This window comes from Mannheimia sp., assembly GCF_056854775.1.
In genome coordinates, this window is record NZ_JBXGGI010000009.1 from 24746 (window position 1) to 50686 (window position 25941).

General features: G+C 37.2%; 20 protein-coding genes and 2 pseudogenes. 8 read left to right on the forward strand and 14 right to left on the reverse strand.

The features are described 5' to 3' along the window. Nucleotides 1-140 precede the first annotated feature (140 nt). Nucleotides 141-1709: an OmpA family protein gene (locus tag ACJHV0_RS00710; RefSeq protein ID WP_483133086.1), complete on the reverse strand. Its 1569-nt coding sequence runs from the start codon at nucleotides 1707-1709 to the stop codon at nucleotides 141-143. 166 nt (nucleotides 1710-1875) lie between these two features. Next, complete coding sequence (locus ACJHV0_RS00715; RefSeq protein ID WP_483133087.1) at nucleotides 1876-3057, reverse strand: FAD-dependent oxidoreductase; 1182 nt, start codon at nucleotides 3055-3057, stop codon at nucleotides 1876-1878. Between the two features lie 107 nt (nucleotides 3058-3164). Between ACJHV0_RS00715 and ACJHV0_RS00720 the strand changes: the two genes are divergently transcribed. The 6 genes and pseudogenes from ACJHV0_RS00720 to ACJHV0_RS00745 all read left to right on the forward strand — a co-directional run bounded on the left by ACJHV0_RS00720 (nucleotide 3165) and on the right by ACJHV0_RS00745 (nucleotide 10977). Next, the gene (locus ACJHV0_RS00720) at nucleotides 3165-3500 is read left to right on the forward strand and encodes a hypothetical protein (protein ID WP_025216487.1); all 336 of its coding nucleotides are present in this window, start codon (nucleotides 3165-3167) and stop codon (nucleotides 3498-3500) included. 133 nt (nucleotides 3501-3633) lie between these two features. Further along, nucleotides 3634-4491, forward strand: a pseudogene (locus ACJHV0_RS00725) (YifB family Mg chelatase-like AAA ATPase); the annotation flags it as partial. 107 nt (nucleotides 4492-4598) lie between these two features. Continuing rightward, nucleotides 4599-6350 (forward strand): hypothetical protein, encoded by a 1752-nt coding sequence (locus ACJHV0_RS00730; RefSeq protein ID WP_483133088.1) that lies wholly within the window; start codon nucleotides 4599-4601, stop codon nucleotides 6348-6350. A gap of 154 nt (nucleotides 6351-6504) precedes the next feature. Further along, nucleotides 6505-9384, forward strand: coding sequence for a hypothetical protein (locus ACJHV0_RS00735; protein WP_483133089.1), 2880 nt, complete (start codon nucleotides 6505-6507; stop codon nucleotides 9382-9384). 1 nt (nucleotide 9385) lies between these two features. Beyond that, on the forward strand, nucleotides 9386-9832 hold the full coding sequence (locus tag ACJHV0_RS00740; RefSeq protein ID WP_483133090.1) for a response regulator: 447 nt from the start codon (nucleotides 9386-9388) through the stop codon (nucleotides 9830-9832). Beyond that, nucleotides 9832-10977, forward strand: coding sequence for a 5'-methylthioadenosine/S-adenosylhomocysteine nucleosidase family protein (locus ACJHV0_RS00745; RefSeq protein ID WP_483133091.1), 1146 nt, complete (start codon nucleotides 9832-9834; stop codon nucleotides 10975-10977). The genes ACJHV0_RS00740 and ACJHV0_RS00745 overlap by 1 nt, the downstream gene beginning before the upstream one ends. 193 nt (nucleotides 10978-11170) lie before the next feature. Here ACJHV0_RS00745 and ACJHV0_RS00750 read toward each other — a convergent pair whose 3' ends face one another. The 6 genes from ACJHV0_RS00750 to ACJHV0_RS00775 form a co-directional block, all read right to left on the reverse strand. Next, on the reverse strand, nucleotides 11171-11419 hold the full coding sequence (locus ACJHV0_RS00750) for a tRNA delta(2)-isopentenylpyrophosphate transferase (protein ID WP_483133092.1): 249 nt from the start codon (nucleotides 11417-11419) through the stop codon (nucleotides 11171-11173). Between the two features lie 114 nt (nucleotides 11420-11533). Further along, entirely contained in the window at nucleotides 11534-12997 is a 1464-nt protein-coding gene (locus ACJHV0_RS00755) for a hypothetical protein (protein WP_483133093.1), read from the reverse strand. Then, nucleotides 12958-14076 carry a TniQ family protein gene (locus ACJHV0_RS00760; RefSeq protein WP_483133094.1) on the reverse strand — a complete coding sequence of 373 codons (1119 nt, stop codon included), beginning with the start codon at nucleotides 14074-14076 and terminating at the stop codon, nucleotides 12958-12960. Before ACJHV0_RS00760 ends, ACJHV0_RS00755 begins: the two co-directional genes overlap by 40 nt. Further along, a complete protein-coding gene (locus tag ACJHV0_RS00765) occupies nucleotides 14034-14927 on the reverse strand; it encodes a TniB family NTP-binding protein (RefSeq protein ID WP_227797813.1) in 894 nt (297 codons plus the stop codon). The genes ACJHV0_RS00760 and ACJHV0_RS00765 overlap by 43 nt, the downstream gene beginning before the upstream one ends. Further along, a complete protein-coding gene (locus ACJHV0_RS00770) occupies nucleotides 14927-16846 on the reverse strand; it encodes a transposase (protein WP_483133095.1) in 1920 nt (639 codons plus the stop codon). Before ACJHV0_RS00770 ends, ACJHV0_RS00765 begins: the two co-directional genes overlap by 1 nt. After that, nucleotides 16839-17501 (reverse strand): TnsA endonuclease N-terminal domain-containing protein, encoded by a 663-nt coding sequence (locus tag ACJHV0_RS00775; protein ID WP_483133096.1) that lies wholly within the window; start codon nucleotides 17499-17501, stop codon nucleotides 16839-16841. Before ACJHV0_RS00775 ends, ACJHV0_RS00770 begins: the two co-directional genes overlap by 8 nt. Nucleotides 17502-17660: 159 nt before the next feature. Between ACJHV0_RS00775 and ACJHV0_RS00780 the strand changes: the two are divergent. Continuing rightward, nucleotides 17661-18341: pseudogene (locus tag ACJHV0_RS00780) on the forward strand (ATP-binding protein); the annotation flags it as partial. On the opposite strand, the gene menH reads toward ACJHV0_RS00780, so the two are convergent. The 6 genes from menH to ACJHV0_RS00810 all read right to left on the reverse strand — a co-directional run bounded on the left by menH (nucleotide 18338) and on the right by ACJHV0_RS00810 (nucleotide 24579). Continuing rightward, on the reverse strand, nucleotides 18338-19111 hold the full coding sequence (menH, locus tag ACJHV0_RS00785) for a 2-succinyl-6-hydroxy-2,4-cyclohexadiene-1-carboxylate synthase (protein ID WP_483133097.1): 774 nt from the start codon (nucleotides 19109-19111) through the stop codon (nucleotides 18338-18340). The pseudogene ACJHV0_RS00780 and the gene menH overlap by 4 nt on opposite strands. Before the next feature lie 53 nt (nucleotides 19112-19164). Then, nucleotides 19165-20871, reverse strand: a complete 1707-nt coding sequence (gene menD, locus ACJHV0_RS00790; protein WP_483133098.1) for a 2-succinyl-5-enolpyruvyl-6-hydroxy-3-cyclohexene-1-carboxylic-acid synthase — start codon at nucleotides 20869-20871, stop codon at nucleotides 19165-19167. A gap of 179 nt (nucleotides 20872-21050) precedes the next feature. Further along, entirely contained in the window at nucleotides 21051-22334 is a 1284-nt protein-coding gene (dctM, locus tag ACJHV0_RS00795; protein ID WP_025236889.1) for a C4-dicarboxylate TRAP transporter large permease protein DctM, read from the reverse strand. Beyond that, nucleotides 22334-22957 carry a TRAP transporter small permease gene (locus tag ACJHV0_RS00800; protein WP_025236888.1) on the reverse strand — a complete coding sequence of 208 codons (624 nt, stop codon included), beginning with the start codon at nucleotides 22955-22957 and terminating at the stop codon, nucleotides 22334-22336. Before ACJHV0_RS00800 ends, dctM begins: the two co-directional genes overlap by 1 nt. A gap of 156 nt (nucleotides 22958-23113) precedes the next feature. Next, nucleotides 23114-24109 carry a TRAP transporter substrate-binding protein gene (locus tag ACJHV0_RS00805; RefSeq protein ID WP_483133099.1) on the reverse strand — a complete coding sequence of 332 codons (996 nt, stop codon included), beginning with the start codon at nucleotides 24107-24109 and terminating at the stop codon, nucleotides 23114-23116. Between the two features lie 182 nt (nucleotides 24110-24291). Further along, on the reverse strand, nucleotides 24292-24579 hold the full coding sequence (locus ACJHV0_RS00810) for a YfcZ/YiiS family protein (RefSeq protein WP_025236886.1): 288 nt from the start codon (nucleotides 24577-24579) through the stop codon (nucleotides 24292-24294). A 275-nt stretch (nucleotides 24580-24854) separates the two neighbouring features. Here ACJHV0_RS00810 and mglB point away from each other — a divergent pair, with 275 nt between their 5' ends. Further along, the gene (gene mglB / locus ACJHV0_RS00815; RefSeq protein ID WP_188157254.1) at nucleotides 24855-25847 is read left to right on the forward strand and encodes a galactose/glucose ABC transporter substrate-binding protein MglB; all 993 of its coding nucleotides are present in this window, start codon (nucleotides 24855-24857) and stop codon (nucleotides 25845-25847) included. Nucleotides 25848-25941 lie beyond the last annotated feature (94 nt).

A 25941-nucleotide genomic window follows, 5' to 3' on the forward strand; every position in this document is an offset into this window, starting at 1 on the left:
AATGTTTAAACTAGCGTTAATAGAGTAGAGAATATTAGAGAAGTCCAATTATAGTGAATTAAGCTAAATTATGAGTACCTTATTAGTAATAAAAAAGCGAGACAAACATTTGTTTATCTCGCTTTATTTTTAATTATTGATTAACGTACGTTAAACTCAATACGACGGTTTTTCTTACGACCTTCTTCAGTGCTATTATCTGCAACTGGATTATCTTGACCGTAGCCTACCGCAGTTAATGATTCAGCAGGAACGCCTTGTTTGATTAAGTAATCACGTACTGATTTTGCACGTTGTTCTGATAATTGTTGGTTTGCTGCTGCATCGCCTACATTATCCGTATAACCTGAAATTTCACCTGTACGTTTGTTTTCAACAAAGTATTGTGCTAATGCGTTTAAGCGACGGAAATAGCGAGGGTTAATTTCAGATGATGCCGTTGCAAACATAATGTCTAAGTCTAATGTCGATAAAGACATATCTGCTAGTACTTCAGCTTCAGGCTCATTTACGTTTACTTTATCTGCATTTACAGTGAATAAGTTACCTAATAGTGCTTTTGCTTTTTCTACTAAGCTGGTTTTTGCATCTTCACTAGTTACTTCACCGATTAAGTTGAATACTTTATCTGCAAAAGAACCGTTTACGCCCGGGAAGTCTTTGAATAAATCTGCTAAACCAGAGAAGTTGTTGAAGCTAAATTTATCTGCTTTCGCATCAACCATTAATTTATCTACTAATGGTAAGCCTGCTGCTAAACCTTTGAATGCATCTAAGATATTCGCTTTAATACCATCATTTTGAACTGTACCAGATACAGTTAAATCTTTATCTGTTTTTTCCCAAGCAAGATTGCCTAAGCCATCAGAAACTTTTACCATTTCAGCTGCTGGTGTTGCTGGAGTTGTTTGAACTGCTGGAGCGTTCGCAGTTGTTGTAGAACCTTTATCTGAGCAGCTTTTAATACCGAATAAAGTAGCTAAAACGATACCTGCACCAATTAACCATTTGCTTAAGCTTGATGATTTAGCTGGCTCAGTTTTCACTGTCGTTGTAGTAGAAGCTGATCTTGTTGTTGCAGTATGTGCTGCAGCCGCAGTTGCTGCTGAAACTGTGCCTACTTTAGCAACATTGCTTAATACATCGCTAAATGAGCTATTTGCAAAACCTAATGCTGTTAATGCACCACCGTCTAATTCAGTTGAAACCGCTCTTGTTTGCTCAGCTAATAAATTAGTGAAATTACTTAAACCAAAACCGCTTGAAAGTTTATTTTTAAAGAAAGAGAAAACGATTGGTAATAATAAACTTAAAATGCCTTTAGATGCTGCTGGACTAGTATTTGTGCTAGTTGCTAAGTGGCTTGCAATAACATCAGTACGATCACCAAATAGGTTTGGTAAAATGTTTTTGCCTAGTTCAAATAAGTTACTTAAGCTACCGGTAGCATTATTAGCAACATCAGTTTTACCCATTAAAATATCTAACGGGTTGGCTTGTAAATTTGTATTTCTGATAAGGTTAAATAAGCTGTTTGCCCCTTCAGTACTGCTTGCTTTTTGACTCATACCGCCTAAGATAAGTGCTAAACCTTTATTTAAAAGGTTGCCGCCAGTTTCATTTGTTACGCCAAGTTGCTTACCTACTTGATTAAGTAGAAACTCGCGTACTGGACCTTGTTGTAATAATTGATTTAAATCGAAATTCATTTTGTATTTGTTTCCTTATTCAGAGTGAAAATTTAACTATGAAGTTAATGATATAACTTACTGACTATAATTATACCTTTATTTTTTTGTTTTAAATGATAAATCCTTACATATTTACAACATTTACATTGGAATAAGCAATTGTAAATAAAGTAAATGTTTGGAACTAAAGTCCTATTGCATATTTCAATGCTTGTTTTTTTATTGGTGTTGCTTTTTCGGCGATCACTAATCCTAAATTACGAGCGATTTTTAATGGCAACAGTTCGGTTTTGAAGGCTTTATAAAAGATGTCCATACCTGTTTGCATTAATAAATTATCCGGTTTTCGTTTTTGCTCGTAACGTTTTAATACTTCCTCACTCGCAAAATTTTCACCTTTTTTGACCGCTTGCTCCACCACTTCAAGTAGTGCTTTTACATCTTTAAAGCCTAAATTTACGCCTTGCCCTGCGAGCGGATTAATGGTGTGAGCTGCATCACCTACTAACACCACGCCATTTTGTACATAATGTTGAGCGTGCTGGCGAGTCAGCGGAAATGCACCTGACGCCTGCACGTTAATCTTGCCTAATTCTTCTGTTAAACGAGTAGGGAAGTGTTGCTCAATGGCAACTGTTAGTTTTTCTGTAGGAAGATTTTTTAGCTCCGCAATGCGTTGTGGTGAATCGTACCAAACAATGCAGCCGTTGTTGCCTGAAAGGGGTAAAAAAGCACGAGGACCTGTTGCATAAAATTGTTGCCAAGTGGCTGATGGAGCGATTTTCTCCGTCTTGATTGTTGCCAGCAAACAATGTTGTCGATATTGCCAGCTGGTTAAGCCAATACCAGCCCATTGGCGGGCTTGAGAGTTTGCCCCATCTGCGGCAATGATAATAGGGGCAGAAAAGATTTGGTTATCAACTTGAATTTCCCAGCGGTTTTCTCCTCTTCTTGCAAAAATTTGCTCAAATCCAACCGCTTGTACGCAGTTTGGAAATTGCTTTAACTGCTCCCATAATGCAATCTGGAGTAGGTTGTTTTCTACCATATCGCCTAACTTTTCCAGCCCTAAGTCAGAGGCTGAAAATACGGTGTTAAAGCCCTCTATTTCCCAGGTTTCAAGTTGGGTATAAGGGCAGGTTCGCATTGAGATAATTTGCTCCCACACGCCTAATTTTTCCAACAACTGAATTGAGCCCATACTGATAGCGGAAATGCGTAAATCGTAGGCGGAATTAGCCTGAAAAGTCGGGAGCGGATTTTTTTCTAGCAAGGCTAATTTCACCCCCTGTTTTGCCAATCCCAACGCCGTTGCTGCCCCAATCATGCCGCCGCCAACAACAATGATATCCAATTCAGTGTTCATTTTTCTTTCCTCTTAAATGAGCTAATATACGCCTGAAACGCCTTGAATTGTATTGCATTTCAGATTAGGATAAAACCGATTTATTCATTTATTCAAAGGAGCATTTTATGTCTTGCAAAACTCACGCACACCACGACCACGAACACGGCGAAGGCTGTGGTCATACCGCTATTAAACATAACGACCATATCGACTATTTACACGATGGGCATTTGCACCATAAACACGGCGATCACTATGATGAACACGTGTTGGAAGTAAATGAGACCAACCCGGCGGAATGCAACGCTGTTCATTGCTGTGGCGACCACGTTCACGGCGAAGGCTGCGGACACGAAGCTGTGCCACACGGTGATCATATTGACTATATTGTAGATGGTCGTTTACATCATCAGCACGGTGATCATTGCGACGATCACGGACCGGTTGAGATTGTGAAGTAAGGTTATTTTATGGGAGGTTTTGACCTCCCATAAACTATTTTTGCGATCTCGCTCGAAAATTTGAATATTTGTTCTACCCTCTTTTTCTCTTTCCTTCTATTCTCTCGTCATTGATTTCTTATTTCTCAACATAATGACATTAGCCATAGTTTACAGCCGAGCCTCCATTGGCGTGGAAGCTCCATTAGTAACGATTGAGGTTCATATCAGTAACGGTCAGCCAAGATTAACCATTGTTGGCTTGCCCGAAGCTACCGTGAAGGAGGCGGGTGATCGTGTACGAAGTGCGTTAATTAACGCTAATTTTATCTATCCACCCCAACGGATTACGATTAACCTCGCCCCTGCTGATTTACCCAAAGAAGGTGGACGGTTTGACTTGCCGATTGCTATCGGTATTTTAGCCGCGTCGGGGCAGATTGATTCGGATTTATTAAAGCAGTGTGAGTTTTTAGGCGAGTTGGCACTCACAGGGCATTTGCGAGGTGTGCACGGAGCAATTCCTGCCGTAATTTCAGCCGAAAAATCAAAACGCCAAATGATATTGGCTCAGCAAAATGCGAATGAAGCGGCTTTGGTTTCAAATGCCACAACTTATTTTGCGAAGTCGTTGCTTGATGTGGTGAATATGCTAAATAAGCGGGACAAACTACCTATTTGCCAACAAGTTTTGCAAAACTCGGCAGAAAATCGACCGCTTGTAAGCCGAGATCTCACGGATATTATCGGGCAACAACACGCCAAGCGAGCCTTAACCATTGCCGCAGCAGGGCAACACAATTTGCTTTTTCTTGGTCCGCCCGGTACAGGGAAAACAATGCTTGCCAGCCGTTTGGCGGATCTGCTGCCTGAAATGTCGGACGAAGAGGCAATCGAAACCGCCTCCGTAACCAGCCTTGTACAGAATGAGTTGAATTTTCAGAACTGGAAGCAACGCCCGTTTCGTTCGCCCCATCATAGTGCGTCAATGGTGGCGTTAGTTGGCGGTGGCTGTTAAAGCTACAAATTTCTGTCAAACGGTACAAATAAATGTCGCCTTATAATCCAAATCATTTATAATCTACTTATCTATTTAATTGACTGAAAAGAAAGTGGATTATGTCATATTTCGACGAGAATAATTTAGATAGAGTGCACTGGTGCTGTTCGCTTAATTTAGAGAAATATTTTGAAGGTGAATCATTTGGTGGGCGTTACTTTAAAGATGATGAGTATGTTGCCACTTGGTATGAAAACCGTCTTTCGCTAGATAAATCTAAAACACTTGTTGAAGTCACTTTTATCAATTTAACCCATCCTACCTATACAAACAAGAAAACAGGCGAAGAGTACCAAAGTTTCTTCAAAATTGCCTTACCTATCAACTATCTACATAAAATTCCGTTCGGTAGCATTTGGAAAAATGGTGAATCGGAGTATAAGTTCAAACTTAAAGAGTTTAAAGTTACCTTTTCAAAGAGTAAAGGATTAGCTTATAAGGCACTTTGGACGGATAAGGAATCACCACATCCATTTGAAGCGGATAAATATGTTTATCCATCTTATTTGAGAGCATTTAAAGGGGATGGGAATCGGTTACTTGTTATTAAACCTGAAGGTGATAGTAAGTCTTATATCGTTCATCCACTACACTTTTTTATGGCTCACTATGGTTATTCAAGTGAGTTAAAGCGTATCTTAATGACATATAACTGGCAAAAGGTAGAAGAAAAATTAAAACTTAATGAACAGTTTGAATATAAAGGCGTATTTATCCCTCGTTCTCTTTCTACAAAAGATGCCGTATTCCTTTACCACCTGAAATATGATGCTTATACAAAAGCAGTTGTAAAAGATGTAACAGCTAAGATCATTTTTTCTAAAGGTCAAGAAAATCCGAAGTATTTTATTCCTTGCTGGCACGACCAACCTATCACGCTTTCCTTCTACGGTATTGAACTAGGAAATTCTGTACTTTGCTGCCAGATTACAGGGATTAGCCAACCTCAAGGTGAGCCAATCAACCTCTATTATCATTCTGCAATAAAAACAAATAAAGGTGGTGAAGGGCAAAAAGACGGCGAACTCCAATACAGAACGCGAAAACAAGAGCGAGAACATGAACTTGAAAAGCTCGATATTGCATTAGATAACGTAAATAATCTTGTGACAGCAGATGTTATTGAACATCTGAAATTACTCGGCGAAGAGAGAGCGATTAACCGTGTTCAGCTTGTTCAAGAAGCTGAAAAAAGTGGGAAAGTTAAATTCTTAAATTACGATGAACCAGAGAATTACGGAGTGGGTGAAAAACAAGGAAAAACTGGTAATACAGGTATTGCTAACTGCTTTTATGACATTCCTAGTAATCAAGAAATTGAAGGTAAATCACGCCTCGATACCGTTTGGGAACACGCAAAACGCCTACGTAATGAACAAGGTGCGCAGGTCTATTGGTACACACCTAAACTAGAGTTTAACGAAAGTGATAGGTTTACGTTAGTTTCATTAGAAAAAATCCTTGATTCTCTGGAGCAATACTATCCAGTTGCAGCATTAATACTGCGAATAGATGTGCGACAAAGAACATTCTTTGTTCTTAGCTTTCCTGCAAGAAACGAAAAAGAAAACTCAGGTTTTAGTAGTGTTGTCTATGAACCTAAAAACATTCAACAATTCCTATCAGGCGAAGGTGATGTTTATAGTCGAGATGAGAATCTATTCAAGCTGCTAATTGAAATTATATCAAGCGAAGGTGTAAGCAGTGATTACGTTGATTCTAAGAAAGGGAAAATGTCGTTATTTAGACATGTAGAAGCTAAAAAAACAAACAATAACTGGGTTTGGAATGGGGTTAGAAAATTACTTTAGAATAAGAGTTAAAGAGCTATTTCATGAAATTATATAGTTTTAATTTACTTAAATATGTAGGATTTCTCTAGCAAGATTTTTCGCACCTCATCAAAATAAAATTATGTTATAACAAATAATCATTTTTAATTAAAAAATAATACAAGGTGGCAAGATGACAAATAATACTAATAAAACAAACTCATTAAAAATTTCAGATTTAAAAAATAGAGAAGTAAGAAATATAATAAGAGGTGCTATTGGGGAGGAGAATCCCTACAAGATTGATATGTTACTTAATAAAATCAGGACTAAATATGGTGATTTTCTATATGAAGCATCTTTAGATGTAATTAGAGGAAATCAACTATTTAAAGATAATGAGTACTCTAGATACTTTCTTAACTATTTTTTAAAATCAAAAAAAAATATAGAAAATAAAAATCCAGTAGATATATATAGAAGTATCAATCTAAATAAATCAAAATTAGTAAATATTTTAAAAGTATATAATAACATATTATTTTCTCTAAATTTAAAAAATACAGAGGAGTTAGTTGATAACATAGAACATCTAACAAGAATAGGTGGTGTTTCTGTATTTTTATTAAGAATAATTCAGTTTATAAAGAACAATTTATCTGACGAGCTTTCAGTTTGTGGTTTTGGAGAAAGAATAGATGCAGTTTATGAGTCAATATGCCCTCATAATATAAATTATATAAATGTAGCAATAAAGGAGCTAACAAGCGATAAGAATGATTATTTTAGTGTGTGTGATAGGATTTTTCATGGAGAAGAAAATACATCATTAATTATCACAAGATCATTTATAGATCAAATACCTAATAATGAAGAAGAGTATATAAGAGTTTTGAATTCATTCTATTCTATTTCCATGATTGATGCTGTATTATATATTCTTTCTACATCTAGACTGGAGATACCTTATATTTCTGATCAATGCCTTGCTAAAGAAATTAGCAAAGAATATGACTCCATCCAAAATATGGACTTTGATATTATGCAATTTTATGATAGAAAAGAACAATTCTGCGACTTGCACTTTTTTAGAGACAGTTTTTTATTAAGCGAAATATCAAAGATTTACGAATATAAAATAGTAATATCATATTTTTATACTAAGAAAACAAAAATCGCTATTCCATATCAAAGAAGTAAAATCAAAAATTACTTTTCTGAGTTAAGAGACTTGCTATCTTTAAGAAATGAAGAGCGTAATGAATATAGTATTAACACATACAAATACAATAGATACAATTGTGGGATTATCGAAAATACTTGCGGACTAATTTATCTGTTAGAAAATAATTCTAAATGCATATTAGATTATGATGAAGATATCTTTATGTCTTTAATGAGTTACACGACAAATCTAGGAGAGATATTATCCAATAATCTACTAGATGAAATGCTTAAAAGCATTACCAATAATAATTTAAAGATAATTTTTTCCTGCTTATTATTTACTAAGTATAAAACACAAAGATATGAACATCAATTAAGAAGTATACTGCAGCATTCTTTAGAGAATAGTTTTGAGTATAAAATTGAAAATCTACTAGAATATTTTTATAATATATCTCAATCTATAGCCGAATATATGGTTGCATTATGTGATGAAACATTCTTAACCAAATTATTTTTTATTACAGAAGAACCTATAGATGCAATTGAAACAAGGGCGTCCATATTGGAATGGTATGGAAATAAAACTAATAACAATTTACTAATTGAAAGAGCTAAGAATTTAAGAATTGACATTCAGATAAGTAAGCAAAAAGCAAATATTGATGATTCTAGGATTTATGTTGACCCTATAAAGTATATTCAATGGATTAGTGATACCGTTCTAAATGAACTTTTATTATCTCTAGATTCGATAAATATTGATAATATTTCTAGCCCATATAATATTGATTGGGCAAAAACAAAAATAGGTATTACAGACCTTGAAAAAGCAGCCTCTTGCTTATTAGTATGCTTTGAAGAGTTTTGTGAAAATAAATTGTTTGGAATAGCCTCATATTTAGGACGTAGAATCCGACACGGAACTCTAAAAGGAACAGGGAGAAAGGAAATTTTAGAATTTTACCAACAAAAGGAAAAATTATTATCAAATAATAAAGATTTTCAAGATTTTTATAATAAGTGGTTTAAAGAATACGATGACACTTTAGACTCATTAGTATCTGAGTATCTTCATATCCTTTCTAAGAAAAAACCAGAAGGAATGATACGCCCAATTATTAATTCTAAAGCAAAGAAATTAATTGCAGATAGCATGCTAAGGGATATAATTCTATCATACCATAAAAATCCTATTGGAATAGATTTACCTTATATTATTTTAGAATATTGTTGGAGATTGATTGAGGAGGATTTATCTAATATAAGAAAACATTTAATGCATATTAAATCTAGATATGGAATTATTAAAATGCCAAATTTAGATTTAGAGCCAAAATATAAAAGAGAATATGCGAATTTTTGCTCTGAAATAAATAATATTACAGCAGATAAATTTAGAATTATATCATCTTGGTTTAACAAACCGTCAATAGCGTCACCAACCGCTGATATAGTTTTATTATTTAAGGCAGTACTGTCCGAAGTAAAAGACTTAGTAACAGAGCCTTTCTCTCCTGAAGTTCAGATTAACCAAGAATTCTATCAAATCACAGGAGGACAATATTTTGCCATTTACGATGCCCTTTTTATCATTATAAAAAATGTTGCAGATCATGGTAAACTAGATGGTTTATTAGAATTAGATATTCAATATCATAATGAAATAAAGGCAATAAGAGTAACTGTAAAATCAGAATTTATATCTTATGGATCTAAGATAGAAAATTTAAACTCAATAAGAGAGAATATGACCAATAATAGCGAAAGTGCTCATGTAGTTGAAGGAAATAGCGGAATAAAAAAATTAAAACAAATGGAAATAGATAATTATATTTCCAATGTTAATTATACGGATGATAATCTGTATCTAATAGCATCATTTGATTTCAAAATGGATTATTAAAATGAATATATTAATAGTTGAGGATGATTTATTTAAATTGAAAAAGATAAATGACTATATATGCTCTACCTTTCCCAATCTTAATATTGAAGTAAAAGATAATGTAAGAGATGCTGTAATTTATCTTAAAAATGAAACCCCAGATAAAATAATTCTTGATATGTCTCTACCAAGCCATTCTGCGAAAGTGGGGAAAGGAAATCCTTTATCAATGCCGTCAGGAGGAATTGAAGTTATATCTGAATTATCATTTTCAAATAAAGTAGATATTCCATTAATTATATTGACACAATACCCTGAAATTGAAGTGGAAAATGAATACTACCCTATACCTGAAGCAGGTGAATTTATAACTGAAATATATGGTATTGAGAAACTTCACGTCTCATTCTACGATGATAGTAATGATGAATGGACTTATTCTATAAATAAATTTTGGAGCTTATAATGCTAATTTTAATAATTGAAGATGAACTATCTAAGTTAGATGAGATCAAAAATCACATATTGAATAAATATGCGGAATACAATCCTAAGATAGACACCGCGGGAAACTTACGTGACGCCCGAAGAAGAATTTTATCAGAACATTATGATGTTGTTATATTTGATATATTTCTTCCTTTGAGTGATTCATCTAAAGAGCCAACAGATATATCTGATGAGATATTATCCGATTTTAACTATAGCACAAATTACAAAAGTGAATCTATAGCAATCACGAAGCTAAATATAAAGGATATATCAAATATAGATAGATTTAATGAATTAAGTATTAATGTTATCCAATATAATGGTAATGATGATAAGTGGAGATCTTGTTTAGATTATAAAATTAATAAAGTGGTTTCTAAGATAACTTATGATTTCATTATATTCTGTGCATTATCCGAAGAAAGAAACGCATATAAAGATACTGAGTGTAATATAGGGGAATCTAGAATTATTAAAGGATTAGATTGCTTAGAAGTCAATGTAGGGGAATCTAAAGGCTTATGTATCGTCCCTCCTAGAATGGGACTAGTTGATATGGCTATTACTGCGACTAAAGCTATTGAATACTTTCAACCTAAATTAGTAGTAATTAGTGGTATATGTGCAGGCGTACAAGGAGCATCAAGCTATCTTGATATTATAGTGGGTAATCCTTGTTGGGAGTACGAGGTGGGTAAACACACTGAGGGAAAATTTAAAATAGAGCCTTATCAAATTAGTATTGATGATAATGTTCAGACCGAATTAAAAAAATTATCTGAGAATGGTGAAATCTTAAAATATATAAAACGAGACTTATATGATACACCTCTACAAAATTCAACAATAAAAATTGCCCCTATTGCCTCAGGAGCTGCTGTTGTTGCAGATAAACAAATAATGGATTCAATTTTAGAACAGCATAGAAAACTATCCGGAGTTGAAATGGAAATAAGTGCGGTTTATGCTAGTGCAAAAAGTTCTTTATCTAAACCAAAATTTTTTGGTGCAAAAGCTGTTGTTGATCTAGGAGACTCACAAAAAAATGATAATTATCATAAGACAGGATGTATATTATCTGCTAGATTTGTGGTAAGTTATTTAAAGGAATATTTGTAATATAATATAGTTAATGACTCTATTTTTTTGCGTTAGATAAATTAACTCCTCAAACAATAACTCCTTTCTATGGCACATGAGACGAAAAATGGAATAAAATTTAATTAAGCAGATAGCAAGAGATATGATGAATATTCCATTGAGTATATTATGGAGATAATTAAAAGGTGGTTAAACCACCTTTTTCCACAAATTAAACGTTTAAACTAACTAAAAATACTTTTGTAATTTTCCTATCTATACGAAAAGCTTCTCTCCACTCACGTAGATAACGTTTTTCAAATTGATTTCCTTTGATGATTGCTAGTCGGCGATCAAACTGTCTTAAAATATGTGGAATCGTTGCAAGGGCAATCATTTCATCATTTTTCTGCTCTTGCCTAAGCCATAGTTTGAATTGTTGTTTAAGAGACAAAGTAGATTCGTTGTTTGTGCTGCTCATATAAGCTCCGTTAGTTTGATGGTTGATAACTGAGCTTTACTTTAATAGTTGAGTGATTTCTGTCGAGAAGTCCTTTCCAATTTTTCGAGCGAGATCGCAAAAATAAATTTTTCCTTACGAAAACTGCGGTTTTATACGCTGATAGATGTCTTGCGGTAGGAAATAATCCTTATCTTCGCTACGGTAATAAGCTACACCATCTAGCAGTAAAATGGCATAAGGTTTTGGCTTTTTAATTTCAATACCGTGCAAGCTGTATAGGACAACGGATACTAATTCCATTTGTTCATCATCCATTAATTCGGTCTGTTTGTAGAGTTCAACTAAACGTTGAGAATAACGCTTTTTAAGCCGTTTAGCTTTCATCTGTTGAATCAGTTTGCGGTCAATGTCTAACTCGCAGTGATATGCCGATTTCAGGTGGTTGATAAAACCTGTAATTGCCGCAATTTGACCTGTTTTCTCGCTCAAGTAATGGTTTAACTGTTCCTGTGTAGGATAGTCTGTAACCGCTTGAGAACTAATTAAGTCGATAGCTGGTTGCAAAGCTAACCGAACAGATTTTAATGAAGTTTTGCCATCATCATATCGTCTTTGTAAAAGTTTATAGTAACTTGCTATACAAGGTACAGATTCTTTAAGTTTATTAAAAAGGGATTGTATGCGTTCTAATTCAGCTAAATCCTCTTTTAAGCCTTCATCTACAACTACTTGATTCGTATCAAGTAACCAGCGTAATACAGTTAAATTTGCACGCAAGCCGTTTGGCTTGAAGTGCGTAACCAACTCCGCATAATCAGGAATTTTCTGCCAAATATCATCGCAATCAATGAAGAAACGCATAAAATCCGCACCTTTATACAAGGCAACACTAATACCACATTTTCGCATATACCAGAAAATAAACTTCTTGTAGGCAGTTTTAATCGCTTTGTTACGCAAGATATGTCCATTCAGGCGAATCATATTGAATAATAAACTTCGTCTTGCACAATCAGGGCATACATTACCGTAACCAGACGGCATTTCGCCTTTGCATTTTGGGCAAGTTGAAAGTCGCTGTTCGTCACATTTCTTGCACAACTGCTTCTCTTGGTTATGGACTTTACGGTAACGGCGACAATTCTTACAAGTTACAAAAGTGTATCTGCGATAGCATTGTAAACAAACAGATTTGTTCGTTACTGGTGAACGGTATCTATCACGAGTCATATTGCCACATTCTGAGCATTCTATTTCCTCTCGGAAATAACGAGTGCAAGAACTACATACCGCACCGTAACGACTTATCATACCGATTTCAAATGTACCTGCGGTTTTACCACAGCGTACGCAATCTGTTAATTTTTCACACTCAAGGCAAAGTTCGCTCTCGCGGTGAATACGCTTGAGTTGTCCGCATGGCTTACAAGTCTTTTTCTTAAACCATTGGGCGTAGCAATTCGCGCAATAATATTCCTCTTGGAATTTGCGTGTTACTTGAGCTTTGCCACAAATAGAGCAACTATTTCTCTTTTGAGGGTGGATCTTAGTGATTTTCATGCTGCGATTTTTAACTGTCGTTTCAAGCGTTCCCATTGACGGTTCATACTTAAAACAGAATCGGTTTTAGGCTTATTGGTTACTGTTTTACGGCTTACGGTTTTGCCTTCGGATGCATATTTAAAGAGTGTATCAAGCTCCATAGGGTAGTTTTCAAAGGCAAACGCCTTTTGTGTTATAGCGCTTTGTTGAGTAGCTTGAATGAAATCCTTACTTGATAAATTTAGGATTTTAATCGCGTTTACCAGTAAGTTTTTACGCTCTTCAACAGGAAGTTGTTCAAACGCAAGGGCTGTTCTTGTCTGGCATATTTCTGCTTGAGAAATGCCGCATTCTTCCACAAATCTAGCAAAAGCGTGTGTGGATTTTGCGACCGCAGTACGCCGAACAAGATTGATGAAGTAACGCAATACAGCAAAATACACTTGAGCGTCCACACGTTTTCCAAAACATTCACCTGAATTAGTTGTAAATACCTTATCAAGCATTTCCATCGTTGCGATTTCTGCTTCATTAAGCGGTGTTGTCACAATCTGTAATTTCTCACCGCACTGATGACAGTAATTTAAGTATCGTTTTTCTGCGGAAAGCAAATGCGGTTGATACATTTCGCCACAACAAGGACATTGAGATTCAAATAAAACCTGATGTTTTAAACAACCAAAGTGCCACGCAAAACGCCATTCATTACGCAGATAAGACGTTTCCTCTAAGCAACAAGGGCAATAAGATTGACCGACACGAAAAGTGCGATTACGAGAACCTCTTGAAATTACCCATTTCGCTTGACCTTTAATGAGGATGTTTTCTCCGTTAATCGGTTTCAACATGGAATAAAGCGAATGACTGACTAAGTTTACCTGCTGATTAAGTGATAATGCTGTAATATCTTCATAAATCTGCGGTGCTATCGGTTCAAACCCTCTATCTAAATCATAAGTCCATAATCGCCACTTATCCCAATAAAACCCAGTAAACGTAATCGGCTCTGTACCGCAATCTAAAGCAGCACGAATAAGCCACGAACTGATGCTTTCATTCGGATAGAGTGGCGTTCTGATAATTCCTGATTTTATCCGATAATTTTTCGTAAGCCCTGCGTTGGTTGTACCCATGAGTTATGCTCGATAATGTCTAATGTGATTTGCTCTGTTCCTGTTGTAATCGCTTCAACGGCACACGCCGTTAATAAGCGATGTACATTGCCTAAGTTACCACCTGAAATTGTATGAATTTTCGTTGCCAACTCTGGCGATTGCAGATTAGAACATTTCTTCAATGGCAAAATACCTTGAAATTGGAAGAGTAGCTTTTGAAAATCCTTATCCAATTTCCATGTTGGCAATTCTGCTACATCAAAGCGACTGGCGTGCTGCGGATCGGTATGTAAAACACGGATTGCATCTTTTGTGCCTACGCCTACAATCGGAATTTGCAACTCATTGCACAACATTTTAATCGCGTTCATCACTTGGCGTTGCAAACGGGGTGTCCCTACAAGCAACGAATGAAATTCGTCAATAATCAGCATTTTTACCTTATATTCACGGAATAAGTGAATCGTCTGATAACGTAATTTAGCTACGCTATCCGTTGGTCGGTAAGGTACATAGAAACGTTCCAGTAGCGAGATATAAAGCTCTTTTTCATTTGCACTTGGCGGTGCTTCTGCCAAAATAATGGGGCGTATGCCGTCCGACTGGCTGTCCACGAAAGGTATGCCGTACAAATCATAAAAATGTCGAATAAGCGTCGTTTTACCATTGTTAGAATCACCTACTACCAACAAATTGAACATACGAGGGCGTTTTGGCTTATTCATCAAGGAAACCAAATTATCAATGATCTTATTTGCAACAGCATAACCAACCCAACGTGGTTCATCTAAAAACTCAATCCGTTCCTGATTACTTGCGGTCACTAAATGACGGAATTTTTCGTGAACATACTCATATTGCTTTTCCATTACTCAATCTCCCCAAATGTGAAATCATTATCTAAAAGCAAATTGGAAGCAGCTTCTTTGACTGTTTCTGTTAGTTTGCTTTCGGGTAAACTTGTTGGGATCACTACCTTACTTTTCGCGTGGACTTTCTGCCGTTGAGCCTGTCTGCGAGCTTTCTTCGTCCGTTGTGCAGATTGTTCAACCAATTCACGCATTTCAGTTAATGCGTCGTGGATCTGCTGCGAGTGAATCAGTTTTTCATCTTTATCTTTCAAGAATTGGCGAACTTGCTTGTATTCCCAAATGCTCATATCAGGTAAAGATTGGTCGGCAAACGGAATCGGGAAATAACGTTTCAATTTCGGATCGTAGAACCAAATTTTTCCGATATTACGAGGATCGCGACGGAATAAAAATTCCTTACTCTTACCACTTTCATCGGAATCGTTGATATACATATTAAGTGCCACATCGTAGTAACGTAAGCCATCAATCGTTACGCCATTATGTTGAATAGTCCGTTTTTCACTGGGTAAGAAATCAAGCAACAATGTCTGTTCATCAACAGGCATTTGCGGATAACCACAACCAATGTGATCTTTATCACCGAAAATGCCTAATCGCCATTTTTGAACAGGCGACATACCGAGTGCGGAGTGGGTACGTTTGTGATACACGTTTACAATATAGTTAATCAACCACGTTTCAAATTCATCTAAGGTCATTACCGCTTCGGCTTCCGATTGATAGGTATCTTTCTCTTTCGTGTTAGAGAATGTTGTACCACTCAAACCGTGAACTTCTTTCATAAACGTACCGATTACACGCTCAATATGTCCGCCGAACTCAGGACGACCAACAGGGCGGAACTCAAGAGCAATACCGTGTGCCTCACAAGATTTTGACAAATCAAGTGAGCGGAAATCTGCTCCATTATCAACGTGGATTTTATTCGGATAACCAAACACCGCCCATTCACCTTTTACATTATGATCTAGTAATAGGCGTTCTTTCGGCAAAATGCTGCGAGCAATACACATTGCAACCGATGTTACCGAAGGGGCATCAAGCGAAAGATAGTAGCTTGTAATCATTCGGCTATATACATCCATTGCTAATGTTAAGTAAGGTCTGCCTATTGGCTTACGATACTGATTATCCACAATGATTAAATCAACAGGTGTATGGTCAATTTGAATTACGCTTAAAGGGAAATCTACATTAGGGAAACTATTCGGCTTCGGTGTAAATTTATTTTTCGCTTTCTCTTTCTGTCCACGTTTACGCAATCTTTCTTCTTCTGAAATGCGTAAAATACGCTGACGAATTGTGCGACGGCTAGGGCTATCAATACCTTTTAAATTAGCGACACGTTGTACTTCACGAATTGTTTGTTCAATTGTAGGACGTTGCTTATGTAAATAAAACTCATTGATAACTGCTGTCACTAATTCATCTTGTTCTTTACTTAAACGTGAATTACCTTCCGCCCAACCACGCTTACGACTGACTAAACCAGCAATAGAACCTAGAGAGTTATATGCTTGAATCCAACGGTATAAACTTCGATCACTGACACCGACTTCTTTTGCTCGTTCTTTTACTGAGGCAGGGCAATGTTGCTCATAATTAAGCAATGGTTTAATCATCTCATATTTTTCTAATGCCTTTTCCCAGTATTTGTCGTTAATTGCACTTAAATCAACAGAAACATCTTCACGTTCATTAACTTTTAAATTTTCAAGCTGATGAATGCTTGCAATTTTACTTTGGCGAGTATGAAGATTTCTAATCATCACTTGTGCATCTTCATCTAAATACTCAATCAGTTCATATTGTTCACCATCCTCACGGTTTATATAGATATTGCCTTTTTGCAAGATGATACGCCCACGCTCTAATCTGCCGTGATAACGTGGGTGAATAAATCCTTTAGTCATTTGAATACCCCCAAACTTCGGTAAATTCAGATAATGGTTCAAACCAGTTACAAGTCAATTGCTTAGTTGCTAATAAATGATAGATAATTTGTAATCCTTTGGTTCGATAGAGTGAACCTGTAAAAAAGCGAGAGAGCAAAAAATCTATCGTTGTACTCCCGTGTAATTTAACTTGGGCGAGTACCGCTTCAATATCTTCAGGATCGCACTGCAATCGCTTGTAACGTTGAACAGCGTTAATGTTGAATAATGCAAGGTGATGAATTTTATCTTCATCGTAAATATGGAAAACACATTCATTCTTTTTACTAAATGCCATTGCCACTTTCCATTTTTCTTTCCATTCTCGCCAATGTTTCTGCCATTTAGATTTTGGTTTCACTTCAACCAATAATGCTGGTCTCCCATCATTAAAACGAATGAAGAAATCAGGCGTATAAGGGTAAGTCATTCCGTTTTTCACAAACAGAATGCGAGTAGGCTGAGGAATAATTTCCTCTACTGCAGGCATATAAGTAAAATAAAGCAAGAAGTCTCGTTCTAGTGTGGATTCATAAGGAATACTTACTCCATCTTTAAAAGGGAGTAAACCTGATACGCTAAGGAGTGTGGGTTTAATCTTACGAACCTGTTGGAAAATTGATTCTGTTTTCATAAATAATTTTGACCTTTATTAGTATCTTTTAATATATTTTGACAGCTATTTATAGCTTTAATGCCATTAAATTATATCTTCTAAGGGTAAAAAATAGGCTAAAGCCTTATTCTACTATTCTAAGTTTTACCTATTATGACACTTATTTGTAACTTTGACAGTGGCTCAATCCCAAAACCGGGCGAAATTTCTTTAGCCCATAACGGTGTGCTTTTCCTAGATGAATTGCCCGAATTTGAGCGGAAAGTGTTAGATGCACTCCGGCAGCCATTAGAGGCAGGTGAAATTATTATTTCCAGAGCCAATGCTAAAGTGCAATTTCCTGCTCGTTTCCAATTAATTGCAGCAATGAACCCAAGCCCAACAGGGCATTATCAAGGTACGCATAATCGGACTTCTCCCCAACAAGTAATGCGATATTTAAACCGTTTGTCAGGTCCGTTTTTAGACCGATTCGATCTCTCCATTGAAGTGCCACTTTTACCTCAAGGGGCATTACAAAGTGGTTCTGCAAATCGGGGTGAAACCACCGAACAAGTTCGCAAGCGGGTGTTTTTAGCCAGAAAAATGCAATTTGAGCGAGCAGGCAAAATTAACGCACAACTTACCACACGAGAAATTGAGCGAGATTGTAACCTATCCGCACAAGATGCATTATTTCTTGAGAATGCCTTAACCAAATTAGGTTTGTCAGTTCGGGCTTACCACCGCATTTTAAAGGTTTCTCGCACTATTGCAGATTTAGCCGGGGAGAAGGAGATTAAGCAAATTCATTTAGCCGAAGCCTTAGGCTATCGGGCAATGGATAGGTTGTTGCAACGATTGCAGGGGGAGAGTTAGATTTGTTGAGTGGAGATGAACGCAAGCAATTTCTCCACAAAATCCTCCGAATTTCCCCTATGTGTATTATGCCCTGCGTTTGAAATAATCTGCACAGGCAGTTGATATTGCTCTGCCATCTGGCGGAATTTGTTATCCTTTTCCCCGATGAAAAAGAGAATGTTTTTATTTGTTTGTTTTAATTGTTCCGCATAATTAGGCTGTTTGGCAAGGCTAGTGGCTTCAAGCATTTGAGCAATTTGCTCTCCTTGATTATGCTTTCTACTATTAATATAACGTTCTCTTTCCATATTGCTTAAATCGGCAAATACAGGTTGTTGATACCAATCTTCCAGTACTTTTTCAATTGGCTCGTGGCGAAAGCGGTTCGCCCATTGGCAGTCGTTTTGCCAGCGTGCTTGGCGTTCAGTTGTTGATGCAAGCCCGATATTCGCCCCTTCTAATATCGTACCAAGCAGATTGGGATTATGGATATTCAGTACATAATCAAGAGCAGTCCGCCCACCTAGCGAGTAACCCACTAAATAGAATGAATGTGAGCCAATTACCTTTTCTAAAGTAGTATGGAGTTGCATTCGTAGCTCGGTAAAATCGGCACAGGTAATGTGTTCACTGTGTCCGTGAAATGGAAGGTCGATAGTAAGCGGTCGAATTTTTGGAAAATTTTGCAAATGTTGGATAACACTTTGCCAGTCTTGTTGTGAGCCGAGTAGCCCGTGTAAGAAAACAACAGGTATGCCTTGTTCTGCGTGCCATTGATATGAAAGCATTGATTAAACCCATAAATAAAAGCACCAACCTCCGCTGGTGCTATCGTTTTCTGTTAGGCAATTTCCGCCTGTGAAATTTGTTTCAGCAATGATTTATACATATTGCTGCCGTCGTGTTCGTTTACTTTGATTTCCACAATGGTAACACCTTTACGAGCATAGGCGTGTTTGAGTTTGGTTTTCAAATCTGCCCAAGTAAACGGGCGGATATACTCAAGCCCGAACATTGTTGCCACTTGAGCAAATTCAAAGTTATGAGCGAGGCGGTAGTATTGATCTTTCGCTTTTGCATCTACCGGCAACATATCAAATAACGCACCACCACTGTTATTTACCACGAACAAAATGGTCGGTTGGGTAATTTTAGTTAATAAGGCGATAGAGTTTAAGTCGTGCAGAGCAGAAATATCGCCCACCACACCGACGGTTGGGCGGTCGCTACCTTTCGCAATACCTGCCATTGTCGCAATTAAACCATCGATGCCACTTGCTCCTCGATTAGTATAAACAGGGTAGCCTTCAGGTAATTTGCATAAGGCATCAACTAAACGAACAAATAAACTATTACCGATGAATAAGTTGCCATTAATTGCTAAAACATCTTGAATATTGTGTGCAAGTGATGCCTCACTTAAACTTCCACCCACTTGCTGCTCAATAAAGGTTGCACAGAATTGCGAAAGAGCTAACGGCTCAAGTAACCACGGCTTTTGGCGAAGTGGCGGATGAACACGCAAGAAGTGATGAGCTTTCGCCACAAAACGGGTTTGATGGTGAGCGTTCGGATTAATGTAATCTTGCGATTCATCAACCAGCCAAAATTCGCCTTGATAAGCTTTTAAGAACTCATTGACACGCTTACTCACAATTTGCGTGCCGAATTGAATAACAATATCCGCTTGCAATAAACGTTGTTTCACGGTTTCGTTAGAGAGCCAAATATCGGCATACGGCAGGCTTGCTTCAATGCAAGATTGCACATCGCTTAATAAGCACCAGCCCATTGTTTCCGCCCAGTTTTTTAAGCCTGTGCCTTGTTCCGGTGGTAGTTTACCGACAATAATTACCCCACGTTTGGTTCGCCAATAATCCCAGTTTTCGTGCATAGATACTTCACTTTGAATTGCTTGTTGGTCAATCCATTTGGTTTGTGAATTATTCAGCCAACCTTGAATTGGGCGTAACCAAGGGGTGTTGAGAATTTCATTAATATCAGCCTCATAAAGTGGCTCTTCAAAAGGAGTATTAATGTGTAGCACGCCACCTTGTTGAGCTTGTGTGGTGCAAGCTTGCTCAATGGTTGAAACTAACCAGCTTGCGTTATAAGCCTCATTTGCTTTTGGTAAGTTTACGCTCGCAACAGGATAATTAGCAAAAATGCCTTGTTGAGCAATGGCTTGATTAACACCGCAGCCAATTAATTCTGTTGGACGATCTGCAGAAAGAATAATCAGTTTTTGATGAGTAAGACTTGCCTCAATCACCGCAGGATAAAGGTTAGCAACCGCTGTGCCTGAAGTAACAATGACCGCAACAGGGCTATTGGTTGCTTTGGCAATCCCTAACGCATAAAAGCCTAAGCCTCGCTCATCAAAGTGGGTGTGGCACTCTGCATATTGGGTTTGTTGAAGTTGCACCGCCTCAAGGGTTAAAGGGGTCGAACGAGAGCCTGGTGCGATACAAAAATGCTTTACGCCATAACGCATTAACGCACTTAAAATCACTTTTGCCCAAGTGCGATTAAAAGAACTTACACTCATATTCTTCTCTACTTATTAATAAATTCGATAAATAGCCCAAATTGTAGCAAAAAGTTAAATTATTTTGGTAAGTTTTTAGCGAAATAGTGAATTTTTAATAAAATTACCGCCCAATGCCGATTAATAGCATTGGGCGGTAAAAGAATTTGTAAAAAATTGACAAAAAACGACCGCTTGTATTAATTAATTCCAATCCAATTCGGCAACGCTAATGAAATTGCCGGAATATAGGTAATTAAGATTAGGAATGTCAGTAATAGTAATAACCACGGCATTGCCGCTCTGACTACATCTGCAAGAGGCATTTTCGATACCGCAGAGGCAACGAACAAGTTCAAGCCGATTGGTGGTGTAATCAAGCCAATTTCCATATTTACTACCATAATAATCCCTAAATGGATTGGATCGATACCGAGTTGCACTGCAATTGGGAATAAAATTGGTGCAAGAATTAAAATAATCGCAGATGGCTCCATAAATGCACCGGCAATTAATAGCACGATATTTACCACCAATAGGAATGTCCACGGTTGTAAATTCCATTCTACGACGGTTTCAGTAATCAGCTGAGGAATTTGTTCGGTGGTAAGAACGTGAGCAAATAACATCGCATTTGCGATGATAAACATCAACATTACGCTTAATTTTGCAGATTCTAGCAATACTTTCGGGCAATCACGCAGTTTTACATCTTTATAGATAAATACCGCCACAAACCACGAATAAACTGCTGCGACCGCTGCCGCTTCGGTTGGGGTAAAGATACCGCTGTAAATACCGCCTAAAATAATCACCATCAACAACAAGCCCCAAATTGCTTTACGGGCTGCGGTAAACCACTCTTTTACTGTCGCACGAGGCTGTGCCGGCAGGTTTTTAATACGAGCAACAACGTAAATAGCAATCATCAATACCAAGCCAAGCATTAATCCCGGTACAACCCCTGCCATAAATAATTTACCAACAGAAGTTTCAGTTGAAGCTGCATATACGACCATAACCACTGATGGCGGAATTAAGATACCAAGTGTTCCCGCATTACAAATAATCCCTGTACCAAAGCCTACCGGATAGCCTGAACGCACCATTCCTGCAATTGCAATTGACCCCACTGCTGCCACCGTTGCCGGGCTTGAGCCTGAAAGAGCGGCAAACAGCATACAAGACATTACAGCTGCAATCGCTAAACCACCGCGAATATGACCTACGGTTGCATTCGCAAAGTCAATTAAGCGTTTTGCTACACCACCGGTTGTCATAAACGCACCGGCAAGCAAGAAGAACGGAATAGCAAGTAAGGTATAATGTTCTGAGGTTTCAAATAGTTTGATTGCTAGTGAACTTACGGAGTCTTGGCTAAAGAACATAATAGTAACTGCACCCGCTAAACCGAGTGAAATCGCAATCGGCACACCAAGAAACATTAAGATAAATAACAAGCTAAATAGCACTAAAATTGTCATTATTCTTCTCCTTGTGCGAGTTTCATTGCGTCTTCACTTTCATCTGCTAAGCCAAGCCCCACTTGTTTGCCTTGTAAAATACGCACTAAAATTTCAATAAAACGGATACCGATTAAGGCAAAACCAACAGGCATAATTAAACCAATGTGCCATTGTTTTAGGTGGAATTGATGTAAATCTTCCGCCCCAATGTCAGCAACATACATTGCTGAAATCCACTCATAACTGGCTGAACCAATTAAAATCGCATAGGCTAAACAAGCACAGATTGCAATAATACCGACGATTTTCTGTCCGTGGCGGGAAAGTTTTTTCACTAACACATCAACACCGATATGTCCTGCCGTACGCACCCCATAAGATGCTCCAAAGAAAATCAACCAACCAAAACAAGCTTTAGTTAAAGCTACACTCCAAGTCATTTCTTGAGCGGCTTCCATAATCCACTCGCCGAGTGGTTCAGCGAAGCCAGCGGTAAATGGTACAGCTTCGGCTAAATCAAAAAAAACGTTATAAAGGTTGTTAAACATCACATACGCGAAGGTAACAAGCGTCATTACCATTAATAAAATTGCGATGAAACATTCCTCAAAACGCTCCCAGAACCATTTTAAAGAAGACATTTTTTACTCCGAAAAATAGGATAATCCCAAAATAGAAAACCGAAAGGGCAAATTAAGTGCCAACAAGCGGTCAGATTTATTTAATTTTTTGCAAAATGTAGAGCGTTTTGGGCGGACACTGTTATGTCCGCCCTGATAATTGAATTATTATTGGAATTACTGTTTGTTGGATGCTTCAGCTGCTTTGATTAAGTCTGCACCGATTGCATCTTCAAACTGCTTCCATACAGGACGCATTGCTTCACGCCATTTTTCACGTTGCTCATCCGTTAAAGTAATGATTTGTGAAGCACCTGAATCCACGATTTTCTTCTTATCGCTTTGGTTGAGTTCGTGAGATTGTTTATTCACTTCAACTGACACTTCATCTAAGATTTTGGTCAGTTCTGAACGCACATCTTCAGGAATTTTGTTCCAGAATTCTGTGTTCACGATAACCATATAAGATAATAAGCCGTGATTAGATTCAGTAATGAATTTTTGTACTTCGTGAATTTTTTGTGAGTAGATGTTTGAATACGGGTTTTCCGCACCGTTTACAACGCCTGTTTGTAAGCCTTGATACATCTCGCCGAATGCCATTTTACGCGGTACAGCTTTTAATGCTTTGAACTGTGCATCTAACACTTCTGAAGCCTGTACACGGAATTTTAAACCACGAGCATCTTTCGGCTCACGTAACTCTTTGTTCGCAGAAAGTTGTTTTAAGTCGTTGTTCCAGTAAGATAAACCTGTAATACCTTTGTCTTCCATTGATTTTAACAATGATTGACCTGCTTCAGATTGCTCAAAACGTTCAACCGCTTTAATGTCGTCAAACAAGAACGGTAAATCGAAAATTTGAATTTTTGGTGTGTATTTATCAAATTTAGCCAGTGATGGAGCAAGCATTTGTACGTTATTTAACAATAATGCTTCCATCTCTTTACCATCTGCATAAAGTGATGAGTTTGGATAGACTTCCACTTTCACTTTGCCTGCCAAACGCTCATCCACTAATTTTTGGAACATTAACGCACCCTGACCTTTCGGGGTTTCATTTGCTACAACGTGTGAGAATTTGATGACGATTGGATCGTTAGCAAAAGCTGATACAGAAAATGCAGCGGTTACTGCTAATGCTGCAGCAAGTTTCTTGAATGGTTTTAACATAATTCACTCCAAATAGTTAGTGTTTGCAAAAATTGTTCATAATTTGCCTGATTTTTTAGAAAAGTAAACAACAATTTTTTAAAAATATGACATATATCTCAATTTTTTTACATTATTTTTACTTTTGAAGTGGAGTGAAGTGCTTTTAAGAGAGGTAAGGCTGGTTTAAACCAGCCTTGCTATTAATTTCTTGTACCTAATTGGAAGATAACCACTTCAGCTTGGCAACTAAACTTAAAATTGGCATTAAGTTCAAAACCACCTTGTACCGGGTAGATTTCACTCTCAATTTCACAAGGTTCGGATTCAACATCGTGAGCTTTTTGAGTAAATCTTTCCAGTGCAGCTTGAGCTTCAGCTTCTGTTTCATAAGTGCGTTTAATGTTTGCAACCGTTTCGCTGTTATCTAAAATTGAGCCGACGTCAAAGGTGTTACAGCCTTCACATTCAATGGGTTTATCGTTTTTCATTGGCTAATCCTCATAATTGATAAATAATATCGCTACTTTAAAACTAAATAAGAGCAGGTGCAATCTTCAATCGCCTAGAATTTGATTTAGATAGAATTTTACTCACTTAGGCTTGTTCAGCCCTAAAGGTTTTGCAAATTTTGGAGGAAAAATGACCGCTTTTATTAAATCAAACCAATAAAAATCTTTTTTAATCTGTGAAGCTGATCACGGTTTCTCTTAGTTAAATTCGTTATGCTTTAACTAACGTATTAACATAGCAAGAGGGACATTTTATGAAACGTAGTCTATTAAATGCTTTTGTATGTGCTGTAATGCTCGGGGTGAATATGAGCTATGCTCAATCTGAACCTAGAGTTGGCGTTACGATTTATAAATATGATGACAACTTTATGATGTTGATGCGTAAAGCGATGAATAAGGAGATAGAAAATTTCCGTCATCTGAAATGGTTTATGAACGATGCTCAAAATTCACAAGTGAAGCAATTAAATCAAGTCGAAGTTTTACTTAATCATAAAGTGAATGTATTGGCGGTAAATATTGTTCACCCTAATGAATCAAAAACCATTGTGGAAAAAGCGAAAGCGAATAATGTACCGATTGTATTTTTTAATCGAGATCCGAGCAAACAGGCAATGGAAAGTTATGAAAAGGCTTATTTTGTCAGTAGTAACCCGCAGGAAGCAGGCGAAATACAAGGACAACTCATTGCAAAAGCGTGGAGAGCCAACCCTCACTTTGATTTAAATAGAGATGGAAAATTGCAGTTTGTATTGCTAAAAGGCGAATTGAGCGAAGTGAGTACTTTGCGTTCTCAAGCCGTTATTGATGAGCTTAATCGTCAAGGCATTGCAACAGAAGAAGTTTATAGCGACACAGCAATGTGGCGTTCCGCCATTGCTCGCAATAAAATGAACGAATGGTTAGTCGCAAAACGAGCCAATGAGATTGAAGTGGTCATTTCAAATAATGATGAAATGGCAATAGGGGCATTAGATGCGTTAAATGCTCACGAGAAAAAACTGCCTCTCTTCGGTATTGATGCCTTGCCGGAAGCTCTAGCTTTAATTAAATCAGGGCAGATGAGCGGTACGGTGTTAAACGATAGTGTCGAACAAGGAAAAGTCGTGGTACAACTTGCCGCGAATTTAGCACAAGGTAAGCCGGCTACACAGGGCACAGAGTGGGAAAATAGTCCATCTAAAACCATTTATATTCCACATATTGGCGTAAATAAAGAAAATTTGGAGCAGTTTTTAAAATAATTGCAAAAATTTTAATAAAAGCGACCGCTTGTAATCTACAAACAACATTGCAAGCGGTCATTTTTTCGTAAAAATTTACTATCTCCCGATAGAG